This is a genomic window from Chitinophaga sp. XS-30, from assembly GCF_008086345.1.
Classification (GTDB): domain Bacteria; phylum Bacteroidota; class Bacteroidia; order Chitinophagales; family Chitinophagaceae; genus Chitinophaga.
In genome coordinates this window covers 2863619-2877935 of record NZ_CP043006.1, presented here as the reverse complement: position 1 = coordinate 2877935, position 14317 = coordinate 2863619, and the positions used below count along the sequence as shown (strand labels likewise).

Below are 14317 nucleotides of genomic sequence, written 5' to 3'. Positions count from 1 at the left end.
AATTGTCCCGTGAAGGTACAGATTTTGTTTTTTATTTACCGGCATCTTGCGTTATTTTGTTGCATTCATCAACATATCAAAATGAAACGTCTACTCTTTCTCCTGTTGCTTTGCGGCTGTTTTTCCTGCTTCGCGCAACAACCCCTTCTTACCGGAGCCGACCGTACAGATGTTTATCTTCCCCTGCTGAAAGGCAAGCGTGTAGGCATGCTGGTCAATCAGACCTCCATCATCGGCAGCAGCCATCTGGTAGATTCGCTGTTGAAGCTTGATGTGAAGATCGTGAAGATATTCAGCCCGGAGCACGGATTCCGCGGCGACGCCGATGCCGGCGAAAAACTTGGCAATACCGTTGATAAAAAAACCGGATTGCCCATCGTATCGCTGTACGGCAAACACCGGAAACCGGATGCAAAAGACCTCGCGGATGTGGACATGCTGATATTTGATCTTCAGGATGTTGGGGTCCGTTTTTACACTTACATTTCTTCACTGGAAGAGCTGATGGAAGCCGCTGCAGAACATGGCAAACCCTTGCTGGTGCTGGACCGTCCCAATCCCAACGGACATTATACCGATGGCCCCATCCTGGATACGGCTTTCCGCTCCTTCGTGGGCATGCAGCCCATCCCCACCGTGCATGGCATGACGGTTGGAGAATATGCCAAAATGCTCAACGGAGAGGGCTGGCTGGACAATAAAGCACAGTGCAGGCTTACCGTTATTCCCTGCGCCGGTTATACGCACCGCACCATGTACCAGCTGCCGGTGAAACCTTCCCCCAACCTGCCGAACATGGCATCCATCTACCTCTACCCTTCCACCTGCCTGTTCGAAGGCACGGTATTCAGCCTGGGACGCGGTACGGACAAGCCTTTCCAGGTGTACGGGCATCCCGCGCTGCCGAAAGACCTCTTTTCTTTCACGCCCCGCAGCCTGCCCGGCGCCAAATCCCCCGTGCTGATGGACCAGACCTGCTATGGATACGACCTCTCGCATGAAGCCCATCCGGATAACAAGATCCGGCTGGACTGGATCATCAATGCCTACAAGCTGTTCCCGGACAAGGATAAGTTCTTCAATGCCTTCTTCAACAAACTCGCAGGCAACAAGGAACTGATGGCGCAGATCAAGGCAGGCCATTCGCCTGAGCAGATCCGGAAGACCTGGGAAGCCGGGCTGGCCGCATTCGGGAAGATCCGCCGGAAATACCTGCTGTATGAGGACTTCTGAAATTTCGGCTACATTCGCATTTCGAAAATCTTTTTTACATGAGGATCATTTTCATGGGTACGCCCGATTTTGCGGTTACTTCACTGGACGCGCTGGTGAAAGAGGGATATGATGTAGCAGCGGTGGTTACTGCGCCGGACAAACCCGCAGGCCGGGGGCTGCAATTGCAGCAAAGCGCGGTGAAAGCCTATGCGGTCAGTAAAAATATCCCGGTCCTCCAGCCGCTGAAACTGAAAGACCCCGCATTCCTGGATACCCTGCGGTCGTACCAGGCAGACCTGCAGGTGGTGGTGGCCTTCCGCATGCTGCCGGAAGTGGTATGGAGCATGCCGCCGCGCGGCACCATCAATGTACACGCTTCGCTGCTGCCGCAGTACCGTGGCGCCGCACCCATCAACTGGGCCATCATCAACGGGGAACGGCAATCCGGTGTCACCACCTTCAAACTGCAGCATGAGATCGATACCGGGAATATCATGTTTTCGGAAGCCGTGGATATTCCGGAAGACCAGACGGCCGGGGAGCTTTATGAGGTCTTGCGCGTCACCGGAGCGGGCCTGCTGATCAAAACCGTCAAGGCCATCGCCGCAGGCGAAGCCCCGGAAATGCCGCAGGCGGATATTCCCGCATCGGCGTTGAAACATGCGCCAAAGATCTTCAAAGAACATTGCCTCATTAACTGGGAAGCGCCGCTGGACAATATTTACAATCTCATTCGCGGGCTAAGTCCCTATCCCACCGCATTTACGCATCTGCAGGATAAAACGCTCAAGATATTCAAAGCGGCGAAAGAAACCGCCCCGCATACTCATCCTGCCGGCTCTGTGCATACCGACCAGAAGACGTTTCTGAAATTCGCGGCGCCGGGTGGATATATTCAGGTACTATCCCTGCAACTGGAAGGGAAAAAGAAAATGGAAGTGGACGAGTTCCTGCGGGGGTACCGGTTTCAGGGGTAATTTCAGGTGCGCTATCCCTCCAACTGGAAGGCAAAAAAATGGAGGTGGGATACCGGTTCCAGGGGTAATACTACACTGCCGGTCATTGTGCCCAAAGCGCTGAAAAGCGACCCACTTTGCTGGATACATCTTCTGTCAGATATCCGTATATAGCAAGCGGGTGTGCCGTGATCCGGCACACCCGCTTGCTAGTCTTTTATGTGATACTTTTTATTGTTCGTCGTAGCTGAGCTCGCAATAAAACCTTCCCTCTCTGATGCCCAGCGCATCCTGTGCGGCATCGCTCAGCTTGATAATGAGATTGGCATTGGCTTTCAGCTGAGGAATAGCATCCAGCACCTTTGCGTAGATCGCCCTGCCGGTCAGCGGATTCGTCACCTTCAGGATGGTGCCGCGCGGGGCGGTATTATGCAATGCGTAATATTTGCCTGAACCTACGATCGCATTGCTGCGGAACCAGGTGCCGGGACCTTTTTCGGTGGTAACATCCCGTCCGTTATTGGTCTGCTGCATAAAAATATACTCAAAACCACCTTCCGGAATGGCCGGTGTACGGCCAAGACTGGTGCCTGATGCCTGTTTCTGTTCTTCCACTACCGTTGCGGGTGTGTCCTGTTTTACCACAGCAGGCGTTTCCTGTGCCGGAGGAGGAGTTGTTGTAACGGTTTGCTGAGCAGGAGGAGGCGTGGCAACAGGTTCTTGTGCCGGCGGAGGTGTGGTAACCGTCTGTTCCGGTACAGTAGCAGGCGGCGGTGTTGCCGGCGGAGCAGGCGTATTGGCTGCAACGGGTTGTGATGCGGGAGTTACCTGTACGATAGAATTGCTGGTGCCCTTTACATATCCTACGATCAGCATCGCATCCTTCTGCACACCATCGCCGGTAAATTTATTCCACTGCCGTACATTATCCAGCGGCACCCTGGCATATCGGATGGAAATACGGTATAATGTTTCTTTATCCCCTACGTGGTGATACACCGGACGCAGGCCTTCAGCAGCGGAAGCATCCTTTGACTGAATGAAATTACTGCTGTTCAGCGGTATCGTGATCTGTTTTCCCAAGGCCAGCCCCTGCTCCATCTGCATATTGTTCCGGGCGGCAATCTCTCTCGGGCTTAACCCATATGCGCGGCCAAGACTGTACCATGTCTCCCCTTTCTTCACCGTATGCACCAAATACAGATCAGGTGCGCTGCCCTGTGCAAGCAAGGCATCCTGTGCGGCTGCCCCGATTGTCCAGGCCATTAAAACACCCAATAAAATTGACTTTAACATAATATCTAATACTTTAAAGAAACGAATATATGTGTTAAAAACGGATTTTCATTTATTACGAAACGACAAAAAAACAATTTTGTTGCCAGCCCTGCAACCGTTGCCGGTTCTATTTCTCCACATGTTAGTAATCCGGTGTTCCTGCTTTCAGGATGCGCATTTCCTTCGGATAATAATTGTTCACGCGGTTAGGCAAAATCTTGGCCCAGCCCAGGTTCATGCCGCCAAACCGCATGAGCGTCCACCCGTTCCCGGCATTATCCAGCCGGATATCCTCTTTTCTCAGATACCGGAGGGCCTGCTCCGCCGCCAGTTCCATGACAGGCAGATCATCGGCGATGATGGTGCTGAGCGCCAGCTGATGATCCGGCAGCAACCCCTTCGGCGTCAGCTGTCCCGCCTTCACGCCAGCTTTCCGCAGATACAGGTGTTGCTGCAGCAGCGGCAACTCCGCCGCAACCTGCGGCGGCAGAACGATCACATCGTCCTTATGCGTCAGCAATACGTGGTCAACGCCTTCTTTCAGCCAGTCGCCAACACGGTCAGCATCCTTCTGCGGAAGCAGGGATATACCGTTCTTTTTCCGGCTGACCGCCCTGGGAGAGGCCTTTGCTGCGCCCTGTTTCCGGAAACAGGCAATAAAAAAGCCCTCGCCGCTGACCTTATCCGGGTAAAAGCGATACCCCCGTTGCTTTTCACCGGGTATTATATTCCAGGCAGGATCTGTCTGCAGCGGAATATGCTCCATACCCATTTCCGAACAAAGCCATTCCACGATCTGCTCATCTTCTTCCCTGGCATAGGAGCAGGTGGAATAGATCAGCACGCCGCCGGGTTTCAGCGCGGGCAGCGCATCCGCCAGTATCCTTTGCTGGCGCTGGCTGCAGAGCATTACATTATCGTAAGACCATTCTTCCACAGCTTCCGGATCGCGGCGGAACAGCCCGGAGCCGGAACATGGCGCATCTACCGTCACCAGGTCGAAATACCCATCCAGCCGCGAGAAATCACGCGGGTCATTATTCGTGACCACCACATTATCCGCTCCCCAGCGGGTGATATTATCGGCCAGGATGGCCGCTCTTGTTTTGATCACTTCATTCGCCACCAGCAGACCGCCCCTGTTCAGCACGCTTTGCAGCAAAGTGCTTTTGCCTCCCGGCGCGGCGCAGAGGTCCAGTGCCTTCAGGGGTTTAGACAGATCGGCCGTCTGCCGCAGCGCTTCTTCCAGGAACATGGAAGAGGCTTCCTGCACATAGTAGGCGCCGGCATGAAAGTAAGGATCGAATGTAAAGGACGGGCGGGAGGAAAGGTAATACCCGTAACGGTTCCAGGGCACCGGTGTTTTGGTCAGCGAAGGGAACAACACGGAAGGGTCTGTTACTTTTTCCGGCTGCAAACGCAGGGAAGTAACACGCTCCGGTGATGCATGCACCTGTAAAAAAGACTGTATATCGAAGCCTGGCAACCCTTTCAGGGTATCTGTAAAAGCCTCAGGTAAAACTGGCAAACGCAAAAATTTTCCGGCAAAGGTACGGTTTTATACCGTCTTCACTTCGGCTACCAGCTGTTGCAGCATGGCTTTTGCATCTCCGAAGAGCATAGAGGTCTTGGGCTGGAAGAACAGTTCGTTCTCTATACCGGCGTAACCGGGTTTCATACTGCGTTTGTTGACGATCGCCATTTTTGCCAGTTCCACTTCCAGGATGGGCATGCCGTAAATGGGACTGGCCGGATCATGTTTTGCGGCGGGATTCACCACATCATTCGCGCCGAGGATCAGCACCACGTCCGTTACCGGGAACTCCGCATTGGCCTGCTCCATCTCCTGCAGTTTTTCGTAAGGCACATCCGCTTCCGCAAGCAATACGTTCATATGCCCCGGCATCCTTCCCGCTACGGGATGTATGGCATAGGTCACTTCAACGCCCATTTCTTCCAGCAGCTTTTCCAGTTCATGGCAAACATGCTGCGCCTGCGCCACTGCGAGGCCATATCCCGGCACGATCACCACTTTCGTAGCATAACGCAGCACCGTGGCCGCATCGGAAACACTGATCTCCTTGTAATTGCCCTCCACTTCTTTGGCCGCCGCACCCGCTTTGGCGCCGCCGAAAGAACCGATCAGCACATTCTTCAGTGAGCGGTTCATGGCCTTGCACATCAGGATGGTGAGGATGGTGCCGGCTGAGCCAACGAGGATACCACCGGTGAGCATCACCGGATTGTCGTACAGGAAACCGCCGCAGGCCGCTGCCACACCGGTAAAGGAATTGAGCAGGGAGATCACTACCGGCATATCTGCTCCGCCGATAGGCATGACGAACAAAACGCCGTAAAGCACGGAAAGCGCGAGAATGATATAAAAGCTGACAATGATGGATGTATCGAGCCGGAAACTGTTGATATTGTTGCCGGCGGCCTCGTAGCTGTCGTTGATATTGAACAGCATGTACGCGGAAAGAACGACCACTACGCCCAGTACGAGCAGGTTCACGATATGCTGGCCGTTAAAGGCATAATCTTTAATGCGGCCATTGAGCTTGCCCCAGGCAATGATACTGCCGGCGAATGATACCGTGCCGATGATGAGGCCCAGCAGGATGATCAGCAGCGTGCCACCGGCGTGCACTTCTATATCCAGCGCGGAGGTGATATTCTGTATGGCAGTACGCAGCAGGTCCGCTGCCCATCCTTCCCCGCTGAGCTGCGAAAGGTTGATAGGCAGGGAATGGGACAGATGATTGAATTCCACGATGGAGATCAGCATGGCGCAGGCGCCTCCCATGCCATTGAAAAGGCTTACCATTTCCGGCATGGCGGTCATCTTCACCTTGCGCGCAGCTATTACGCCCACAATGGAGCCGATGATCAGTCCGCTGAATATCCATCCGTAGTTGCCCAGTTTCGTTCCCCCTTCTTCGTACAGGAAGATGGTACCGAGTATGGCGATGAACATGCCGCCGGCCGCTATGAGATTGCCCCTGCGGGCGGTAGCCGGATGGCTGAGCATTTTCAGGCCAATGATAAAGGTAACCGAGCCGATCAGGTAGGCGATGGACAACAGGCCGGGGCCGGTGGCCGCATCTATTTGCAAAAGCGTTCCAGGCATAAACGATTATTTCTTCTTTTTAAACATTTCCAGCATACGGTCGGTCACCACAAAACCACCCACCACATTGAGCGTTCCCAGTATTACGGCCAGGAACCCCAGGATCAGTGCGGCATAGTTATCGGCCTCCGCTTTCCCCATCACAATGATGGCGCCGATGATCACCACGCCGTGAATGGCGTTCGCGCCGCTCATCAGCGGCGTATGCAGTACGGAGGGCACACGGGAGATGACTTCTATACCAAGAAATACTGACAAGATCACGATGTACACCATCTCTATATGCAATTGCAGAAATTCGAGTATTGCACTCATATGAAGGGTATTATTATTTCGATGGAATATTAAACGGCAGCGGGTTGCAGCTGCTTCACACGCTCATTGACGATAGTGCCGCCATGCGTGATGCAGGCGCCTTTCACGATATCGTCCTCAAAATTCAGCTCCAGCTGCCCTTCCTTTCCGATGATGAGCTTCAGGAAGTTCAATACGTTACGGGCGTAGAGTTTGCTGGCATCTGCAGGCGCTTTGCCGGCCAGGTCGGAATCACCGATGATGGTCACGCCTTCGTGGATAACGGTTTCCGCATGTTTTGTCAATGCCGTGTTCCCGCCGGTGGCGGCGGCAAGGTCCACGATCACCGAACCTTTTTTCATCGCGGCGATCATTTCTTCCGAAATAAGCACTGGCGCGGGTTTGCCGGGGATCTGGGCGGTGGTGATGATGATATCCGCTTTCGCGGCGCTTTCCGCGATCTTCGCTACCTGTTTCTGCTGATATTCCGCGGATTGCTCCACGGCGTATCCCCCTGCGGCCGAGGCATCAGCTGCGCCTTCCACTTCCACGAAACGCCCGCCAAGGCTCATCACCTCTTCCTTTACGGCGGGCCGGGTATCGAACACTTCCACCACTGCACCAAGGCGCCTCGCTGTGGCGATGGCCTGCAATCCGGCCACTCCCGCACCGAGTATCAGCACTTTTGCGGGAGGAATGCTCCCCGCGGCGGTCATGAACATGGGAAAATAACGGCTATAGGTGTACGCAGCAAGCAATACCGCTTTGTAACCGGCTATATTGGCCTGGGAACTCAGTACATCCATGCTTTGCGCCCGGGTGGTACGCGGGATCGTATCCATGCTGAAAACGGTGAGTTGCCGGTCTGCCCACTGCTGCATCAGGCCGGGATGATAAAGGGGCTGATAGACGCCCAGCCAGATCTTTCCGGCGCCGGTGAGGCCCCATTCCGCCTGGTCCGGCTGACGGATGGATAACAGCATATCCGCCTGTTGCAGCAGATCATTGCGGGAGGCGAGGGTGGCGCCTGCTTCGCGGTAAGCTTCATCAGTATAGAATGCAGCGGCGCCTGCGCCGGTTTCTACCCGGACATCCACTTTTAGCTGTACCAATTGCTTTACGACTTCCGGGACAAGCGATACCCTGCTTTCCCCGGCATTTTCTTTGAGAACGGCCAGGATCATCGGTGATGGATTTACGGTGATGAAATTTACCGAAAAATTCTGGTCCGGTGAACTAAAAAAAACGGGATAATGCCTATTCCGCTACCACACTCATTTCTTCTTTTACCAACGCGCCGATGGTCTTCACCCACAGGGGATGTGTGTTCAGGCAGGGGATCATGGTAAAGCTGTCGCCTCCGCTGCTGATGAACGAATGTTTCCCTTCCACGCCGATCTCCTCAAGGGTTTCCAGGCAATCGGACACAAAAGCGGGGCAGGCCACCAGGAGCTTTTTAACGCCTTCAGCAGGCAACTGTTCGAACTTTTCCGCCGTGTACGGCTTGATCCATTCCTCTCTTCCGAGCCTGGACTGGAAAGAGACGCCCCATTTCTGTCTGGGTATGCCCAGCTCAGCGGCCACCAGCTCCGATGTGGCGATCACCTGGTGGCGGTAGCACTGTGTATGCGCTTTGGACGCAACATGGCAGCAATCATTGACCTTCAGGCAATGGCCGCCGGTCACATCTCCTTTTCGTATATGCCTTACCGGCACACCGTGATAGCTGAACAGCAGGTAATCGAACTCCTGCTCTACATACGGCCGCATGCTTTCGGCCAGTGCGTGAATATATTCCGGGCGATCGTAATAGGGTTTTACGATCTTCAGCTCAAAGGGATAGCGTTTTTTGCGATGGATATCTTTTGCATATTCCACGGCAGTTTCGTAGCTGCTCATGGCATAGTGGGGATAAAGCGGCAGCAGGATCACCTCCTTGAGGCCCGGGTGCTCCTTCAGCAGCTTGTCGTAGGTTGCCTGGGGTGAGGGCGTGCCGTAACGCATGGTGATCTCCACCGGAATTTCCAGGTCGTGCCACACGGCTTTCTGCAATTGCTTCGTGAGCACAATGAGCGGAGAGCCTTCATCCCACCAGATGCTTTTATAAGCTTCGGCGCTTTTCTCCGCACGGCGGGGTACAATGACACCGCCTACCAGCAGCTTGCGCAGCAGCCAGGGATAGTCGATCACCCGTTTGTCCATCAGGAACTCCAGCAGGTATTTCTTCACATCAGGGACCGCTGTAGAATCAGGCGATCCGAGATTCATCAGGATGATGGCAGTATCAGATTTCGAGACCATAGACCTTAAAAATTGTTGCAAAAGTAAGGGCTTTTCTACCTTTATGCGGTAACTTCTGTCATTAAATTGTTAGAATACAGTAGCATGACAGTGATCAGCATGCACTGTCACACGCTTGTTTGAAAACGCTGAAACGTGGTATGGATATACTTATGCGAAACATGATCCAGATCATTTTTTGCTATGTACTTTCGCCATGTTTAGAAATGACACACTAGTGACAGCACCAGGCGCGGTTTTGAAGTGTATGCCAGTATTTTTGCACCCGGAAGCTTTTAAGAAAATCATGCAGGTCAATCAGCCTAAAGACATACAACATTTCCACATCGTTGGCATCAACTACAAGAAAACTGACGCTGCGATCCGGGGGTTATTCGCGATCAATCAGGAACAATACGATCAATTGCTGCTGCAGGGCAAAGCTGCGGGCGTAGATGATCTGTTCGTATTGTCCACCTGCAACCGCACCGAGATCTATGGATTCGCCGCCAGTCCCGATGTACTTGCGGAATTGCTGTGCAGCATCTCCAGCGGTAACCTGCAGGTGTTCAAAGAGATCGCCTACCGGAAGAGCGGCGAAGGCGCCGTGCGCCATCTCTATCATGTGGGCACCGGCCTGGATTCACAGATCCTCGGGGATTACGAGATCGTAGGCCAGATCAAAACGGCCGCCAGGTTCGCCAAATCCCGCGGATGCATCGGTACTTTCATTGAAAGGCTGGTGAACAGTGTATTGCAGGTTTCCAAGCTGATCAAGAACGAAACAGGTCTCAGTTCCGGCACCGTGTCCGTTTCCTTTGCGGCGGTACGCCTGCTGGAAAAGAAGGTGGAAGATATCTGCAGGAAAAAGATCGTTTTGCTCGGCGTAGGCAAGATCGGCCGCAATACCAGCAAGAACATGATGGAATACCTGGGTGTGCGGAACATCACGTTGATCAACCGCACGATGGCCGTTGCAGAAGAATTCGCCGGTCAGCATGGCCTGCAGTTCGCCGCTTATGATGAAATGGAGGAAACGCTGCGGGAAGCGGATATCATCCTGGTAGCCACCAATGCCCAGCAACCCACCATCACCCGTGCCAACCTGGAAGGCGCGCACCCGAAGCTGATCGTAGACCTGTCCATTCCCTTCAACGTCGCCCCCGATGTCAGCCAGCTGCCCGGTGTGGAGGTAGTGAATGTGGATGAGCTGAGCAAGGTGCAGGACGAAACCCTGCAAATGCGCCTCAACGAAGTGCCCAAAGCCATGGGCATCATCGAAGAGCATATGGAAGAGTTCCTTTACTGGTTCAAAATGCGCAAACATGCCGTAGTACTGAAAGCCGTAAAGGAAAAACTGACAGAGATCCACACCCGCGAAATACAATCACAAAAGAACGGCGCACAATACAAACTGGAAGATATAGAAGCGGTATCCTCCCGCATCATCCAGAAAATGATCAATCTCATGGCCGGAAAAGTGCGCCGGGATACCGATAAAAGCGATCAGTACATCGCCATGATCAACGATATTTTCGAGACCGGCGTTAATCAGGAATAGCAAATGGACAAAGTGATCAGAATAGGTACCCGGGAAAGCCAGCTCGCACTGTGGCAGGCTAACCTGGTCAGGACTTTATTATCAGCACAGGGATATGCCGCCGAGCTGGTGCCTATCAAAAGCGAAGGTGATATTGACCTGGTGACGCCGCTTTACGAGATCGGCGTACAGGGTATTTTCACAAAAAGCCTGGACCTTGCACTGATCAATGAACGGATCGATGTGGCCGTTCACTCCCTCAAAGACGTTCCCACACAACTGCCCAAGGGCATTATTAACGCCGCTATACTGGAGCGCGGGCCTGTGAAGGACCTGCTGGTCTATAAAACCGGCACCGCTTTCCTGGATGATGAGGCATATGTGGCCCATATCGCCACAAGCAGTCTCCGCCGGAAAGCGCAGTGGCTGCGCCGTTATCCCCGGCACCAGTTGCATAATCTTCGCGGGAACGTGAATACCCGGCTGCAAAAGCTGGCCTCCGAGAACTGGGATGCCGCTATTTTTGCCGCGGCAGGCCTCGAACGCATCGGCGTACGACCGGAAAGTTCCGTGATACTGGACTGGATGCTGCCCGCACCCGCACAAGGCGCCATAGTGGCCGCATGCCGGGAGAACGATACCTTCTGCCAGGACGCCCTCGCCACACTGAACCATACGGAAACCGCCATCTGCACAGGCGTGGAACGCGAGTTCCTGCGCACATTGCTGGGCGGATGCACCACCCCCATCAGCGCATATGCCTGCATACAGGATGGCCAGCTTCATTTTGAAGGCAATCTTTGCAGTCTGGATGGTGTAACTTCGATGACCGCCACCCGTTCCGTACCAGCTGCAGCCGCTGCCGGCACCGGCAGGGATGCTGCCGCCGAAATACTGGCACAGGGCGGCGATACCGTCATTGAAGCGATCAGGAATGCCCGTCAACAAGCATAACATATTAAGCACAAAACCGCTTGCGGAGGAGCAGGTACAACGTGCCCTCCGGCATGGATGCGTGGTATCCGGAAAATCCTTCATTGCCATAAGGCCGGTAATAACGGCCGGAATAAAGGCGCGCTGCGCTGACATCTTCCGGACCGGCGGCCTCATCGTTTTTACCAGTCCGAATGCCGTGAGGATCGTGGCGGATATGCTGAGAGGCGTGCAACAGACCGGCGGCATCCGTGTATTTTGCATACAGGGCGCAACGAGGGATGCCGTAGTTTCCCTCCTGCCACAGGCGGAAATTGCAGGTACCGCAGCCCATTCCACAGCGCTGGCGGAAGGGATACTGCAGCACGGCGCTGCATCTGTCGTTTTTTTCTGCGGCAATATCCGCAGGGATGAGCTGCCGGACATCCTGCGCGGCCAGGGGGTGAATGTGGAAGAGATCATCGTATATGAAACGCTGGAAACGCCGGTACGGCTGACTTCGGTATATGACGGCATCCTCTTTTACAGTCCCAGCAGCGTGATGAGCTTCTTTTCCGCCAATAACCTGCCGGGGCATACGGTCTGCTTCGCCATCGGGCATACCACCGCCAACGCACTGCGGCAGCTCACGGCAAATAAAGTGGTGATCAGCCCTGAACCGGCGGTGGATACACTGCTGCAAACAGTAATTTTATACTTTGACAATATCAATTCCCAAGAATGAGTGGATTACAGAACGATTTGTTGCTAAAAGCCTTGCAGGGAACACCGGTTCCCCGCCCACCGGTATGGATGATGCGCCAGGCCGGCAGATTCCTGCCGGATTACATCAAGCTGCGCGATAAATATTCTTTCTTTGAAAGATGCCAGACGCCCGAGCTGGCCACCGAGATCACCGTTATGCCGGTAGACCAGGTGGGCGTGGACGCGGCGATCATCTTCTCCGATATCCTTGTAGTACCGCAGGCCATGGGCATGGAAGTGCAGCTGGTGGAAAAAATGGGGCCCCTGCTGCCGCAACCGGTGAAATCCGCGGCGGACCTGGACCGCATTGTGATCCCCGATGTGCAGGACCGCCTGCATTACGTCATGGAAGCGCTGACGCTGACAAAACAAACCCTCGCCGGCCGAGTGCCGCTCATCGGCTTTGCCGGCGCCCCCTGGACGCTGCTCTGCTATATGGTGCAGGGCAAAGGATCCAAAACCTTCGATGAAGCAAAAGCTTTCTGCTATACCCAACCCGATGTAGCCCATGAACTGCTGAACCGGGTGACCGAAACCACCATCGCCTACCTGAAAGCCCAGGTGCAGGCAGGGGCCGATGTGGTGCAGATATTCGATTCCTGGGGGGGACTGCTCAGCCCGAAAGATTTCGAGGAATTCTCCCTCCAGTATATCCGCCGCATCGTAGCCGCATTGCAGGGCGTATGCCCCGTGATCGTTTTTGCCAAGGGCGCCTGGTTCGCCCTGGAAGAAATGGCCGCTACCGGCGCACAGGGACTGGGGCTGGACTGGTGCATCAAACCCGAACTGGCCCGTCAGTTCGCCGGGCCTGCCGTTACCCTGCAGGGCAACTATGATCCGGCACAATTGATGCGGCCCATTCCGGAGATCACCCGGTCCGTACATGAAATGATCCGTGCATTCGGACCGCAGCGGTATATTGCGAACCTCGGCCACGGCATTCTGCCGAACATCCCGGTAGATCATGCGAAAGCATTCGTTGAGGCCGTGAAAAGCTTTACATCATGAGTATCAAAGATCAGTTCATCCCCTTCATCCACAAGCTGCAGAACGAGATCTGCCAGGCCGTGGAGGAGATGGACGGCAAGGCGAAGTTCCGGGAAGACCGCTGGGAAAGGGAAGGCGGAGGCGGAGGCATCACCCGTATCATCACCGGCGGCAACGTTTTCCAGAAAGGCGGTGTGAATACCTCTGTAGTGCATGGCAAACTGCCCGCTGTTATGGCGCAGCAATTCAAAGTGGGTGAAGAAAGCAGTTTTCTGGCAGCCGGCATTTCGCTGGTGATCCATCCGGAAAACCCTTTTGTGCCTACCGTGCATGCCAATTTCCGTTATTTTGAACTGTACGGGGATGATGGCGCTGTGGCCGACAGCTGGTTTGGCGGCGGAGCGGACCTGACGCCCTGTTATATTTTCGAGGAGGACGGCAGGCATTTCCACCGTACCTTCAAAGCCGCCTGCGATCCCTTCGGCACAACGCTGTACCCGTTGTATAAACAGCATTGCGATGAATATTTCGTGAACAAACACCGCAATAACGAAGCGCGCGGCATCGGCGGGATATTTTATGATTACCTGCGCCCGCAACCGGACCGTACAGCAGAAGCGCTGCTGCAGTTCCAGTTTGCCAACGGCAATGCCTTCATCCCGGCTTACCTGCCCATCGTGGCAAAGCGGAAAGATCTTCCCTACACGGAAGAACAGGTACACTGGCAGGAATACAGGCGTGGCCGTTATGTGGAATTCAATCTCATTCACGACAGGGGCACATTGTTCGGCCTGAAGACAAACGGCCGTATCGAATCCATCCTGATGAGCCTGCCCGCAAAGGCGCGCTGGGAATATGACTACCATCCCGCCCCGGGCAGCCCCGAAGCAATGCTGCTGGAATACCTGAAGCCGCGGGATTGGGCGGGAGAAGCGTGAAGCCGTATGATATGGCTATCTT

13 protein-coding genes are annotated in these 14317 nt (G+C 54.4%); 7 read left to right on the top strand and 6 right to left on the bottom strand.

Annotation, left to right across the window (positions count from 1 at the left end):
• Nucleotides 1–81: 81 nt before the first annotated feature.
• Together FW415_RS11830 and fmt are read left to right on the top strand one after the other, a co-directional pair.
• Nucleotides 82–1233 (top strand): exo-beta-N-acetylmuramidase NamZ domain-containing protein, encoded by a 1152-nt coding sequence (locus tag FW415_RS11830; protein ID WP_148385106.1) that lies wholly within the window; start codon nt 82–84, stop codon nt 1231–1233.
• A gap of 38 nt (nt 1234–1271) precedes the next feature.
• Nucleotides 1272–2192 carry a methionyl-tRNA formyltransferase gene (gene fmt, locus FW415_RS11825; protein WP_148385103.1) on the top strand — a complete coding sequence of 307 codons (921 nt, stop codon included), beginning with the start codon at nt 1272–1274 and terminating at the stop codon, nt 2190–2192.
• Between the two features lie 210 nt (nt 2193–2402).
• Here fmt and FW415_RS11820 read toward each other — a convergent pair whose 3' ends face one another.
• The 6 genes from FW415_RS11820 to hemH all read right to left on the bottom strand — a co-directional run bounded on the left by FW415_RS11820 (nt 2403) and on the right by hemH (nt 9174).
• Nucleotides 2403–3437 carry a LysM peptidoglycan-binding domain-containing protein gene (locus FW415_RS11820; RefSeq protein WP_168208782.1) on the bottom strand — a complete coding sequence of 345 codons (1035 nt, stop codon included), beginning with the start codon at nt 3435–3437 and terminating at the stop codon, nt 2403–2405.
• Between the two features lie 154 nt (nt 3438–3591).
• Nucleotides 3592–4977, bottom strand: a complete 1386-nt coding sequence (locus FW415_RS11815; RefSeq protein ID WP_148385098.1) for an RNA methyltransferase — start codon at nt 4975–4977, stop codon at nt 3592–3594.
• Nucleotides 4978–5007: 30 nt separating this feature from the next.
• A complete protein-coding gene (locus FW415_RS11810; protein WP_148385095.1) occupies nt 5008–6579 on the bottom strand; it encodes an NAD(P)(+) transhydrogenase (Re/Si-specific) subunit beta in 1572 nt (523 codons plus the stop codon).
• A 6-nt stretch (nt 6580–6585) separates the two neighbouring features.
• Nucleotides 6586–6894, bottom strand: coding sequence for an NAD(P) transhydrogenase subunit alpha (locus FW415_RS11805; protein ID WP_148385093.1), 309 nt, complete (start codon nt 6892–6894; stop codon nt 6586–6588).
• Between the two features lie 29 nt (nt 6895–6923).
• Nucleotides 6924–8057 carry a Re/Si-specific NAD(P)(+) transhydrogenase subunit alpha gene (locus FW415_RS11800; RefSeq protein WP_148385091.1) on the bottom strand — a complete coding sequence of 378 codons (1134 nt, stop codon included), beginning with the start codon at nt 8055–8057 and terminating at the stop codon, nt 6924–6926.
• A gap of 73 nt (nt 8058–8130) precedes the next feature.
• A complete protein-coding gene (gene hemH, locus FW415_RS11795) occupies nt 8131–9174 on the bottom strand; it encodes a ferrochelatase (RefSeq protein WP_148385088.1) in 1044 nt (347 codons plus the stop codon).
• A gap of 286 nt (nt 9175–9460) precedes the next feature.
• On the opposite strand from hemH, the gene hemA reads away from it, so the two are divergent.
• Genes hemA through hemF form a run of 5 tightly spaced genes read left to right on the top strand, consistent with a single transcriptional unit; the run spans nt 9461 to nt 14295 of the window.
• The gene (gene hemA / locus FW415_RS11790; protein ID WP_148385085.1) at nt 9461–10714 is read left to right on the top strand and encodes a glutamyl-tRNA reductase; all 1254 of its coding nucleotides are present in this window, start codon (nt 9461–9463) and stop codon (nt 10712–10714) included.
• Nucleotides 10715–10717: 3 nt separating this feature from the next.
• Nucleotides 10718–11647 (top strand): hydroxymethylbilane synthase, encoded by a 930-nt coding sequence (gene hemC / locus FW415_RS11785; RefSeq protein WP_148385082.1) that lies wholly within the window; start codon nt 10718–10720, stop codon nt 11645–11647.
• A complete protein-coding gene (locus FW415_RS11780) occupies nt 11628–12350 on the top strand; it encodes a uroporphyrinogen-III synthase (RefSeq protein ID WP_168208781.1) in 723 nt (240 codons plus the stop codon). Before hemC ends, FW415_RS11780 begins: the two co-directional genes overlap by 20 nt.
• A complete protein-coding gene (hemE, locus tag FW415_RS11775; RefSeq protein ID WP_148385077.1) occupies nt 12347–13378 on the top strand; it encodes a uroporphyrinogen decarboxylase in 1032 nt (343 codons plus the stop codon). Before FW415_RS11780 ends, hemE begins: the two co-directional genes overlap by 4 nt.
• Complete coding sequence (gene hemF / locus FW415_RS11770; protein WP_148385075.1) at nt 13375–14295, top strand: oxygen-dependent coproporphyrinogen oxidase; 921 nt, start codon at nt 13375–13377, stop codon at nt 14293–14295. The genes hemE and hemF overlap by 4 nt, the downstream gene beginning before the upstream one ends.
• Nucleotides 14296–14317: the final 22 nt, after the last annotated feature.

Excerpts from the sequence above, each read along its gene's own strand:
- FW415_RS11830 (WP_148385106.1), top strand. The coding sequence starts at position 82 with ATGAAACGTCTACTCTTTCTCCTGTTGCTTTGCGGCTGTTTTTCCTGC.
- fmt (WP_148385103.1), top strand. The coding sequence starts at position 1,272 with ATGAGGATCATTTTCATGGGTACGCCCGATTTTGCGGTTACTTCACTG.
- FW415_RS11820 (WP_168208782.1), bottom strand. The coding sequence starts at position 3,437 with ATGGCCTGGACAATCGGGGCAGCCGCACAGGATGCCTTGCTTGCACAG.
- FW415_RS11810 (WP_148385095.1), bottom strand. The coding sequence starts at position 6,579 with ATGCCTGGAACGCTTTTGCAAATAGATGCGGCCACCGGCCCCGGCCTG.
- FW415_RS11805 (WP_148385093.1), bottom strand. The coding sequence starts at position 6,894 with ATGAGTGCAATACTCGAATTTCTGCAATTGCATATAGAGATGGTGTAC.
- FW415_RS11800 (WP_148385091.1), bottom strand. The coding sequence starts at position 8,057 with ATGATCCTGGCCGTTCTCAAAGAAAATGCCGGGGAAAGCAGGGTATCG.
- hemH (WP_148385088.1), bottom strand. The coding sequence starts at position 9,174 with ATGGTCTCGAAATCTGATACTGCCATCATCCTGATGAATCTCGGATCG.
- hemA (WP_148385085.1), top strand. The coding sequence starts at position 9,461 with ATGCAGGTCAATCAGCCTAAAGACATACAACATTTCCACATCGTTGGC.
- hemC (WP_148385082.1), top strand. The coding sequence starts at position 10,718 with ATGGACAAAGTGATCAGAATAGGTACCCGGGAAAGCCAGCTCGCACTG.
- FW415_RS11780 (WP_168208781.1), top strand. The coding sequence starts at position 11,628 with ATGCCCGTCAACAAGCATAACATATTAAGCACAAAACCGCTTGCGGAG.
- hemE (WP_148385077.1), top strand. The coding sequence starts at position 12,347 with ATGAGTGGATTACAGAACGATTTGTTGCTAAAAGCCTTGCAGGGAACA.
- hemF (WP_148385075.1), top strand. The coding sequence starts at position 13,375 with ATGAGTATCAAAGATCAGTTCATCCCCTTCATCCACAAGCTGCAGAAC.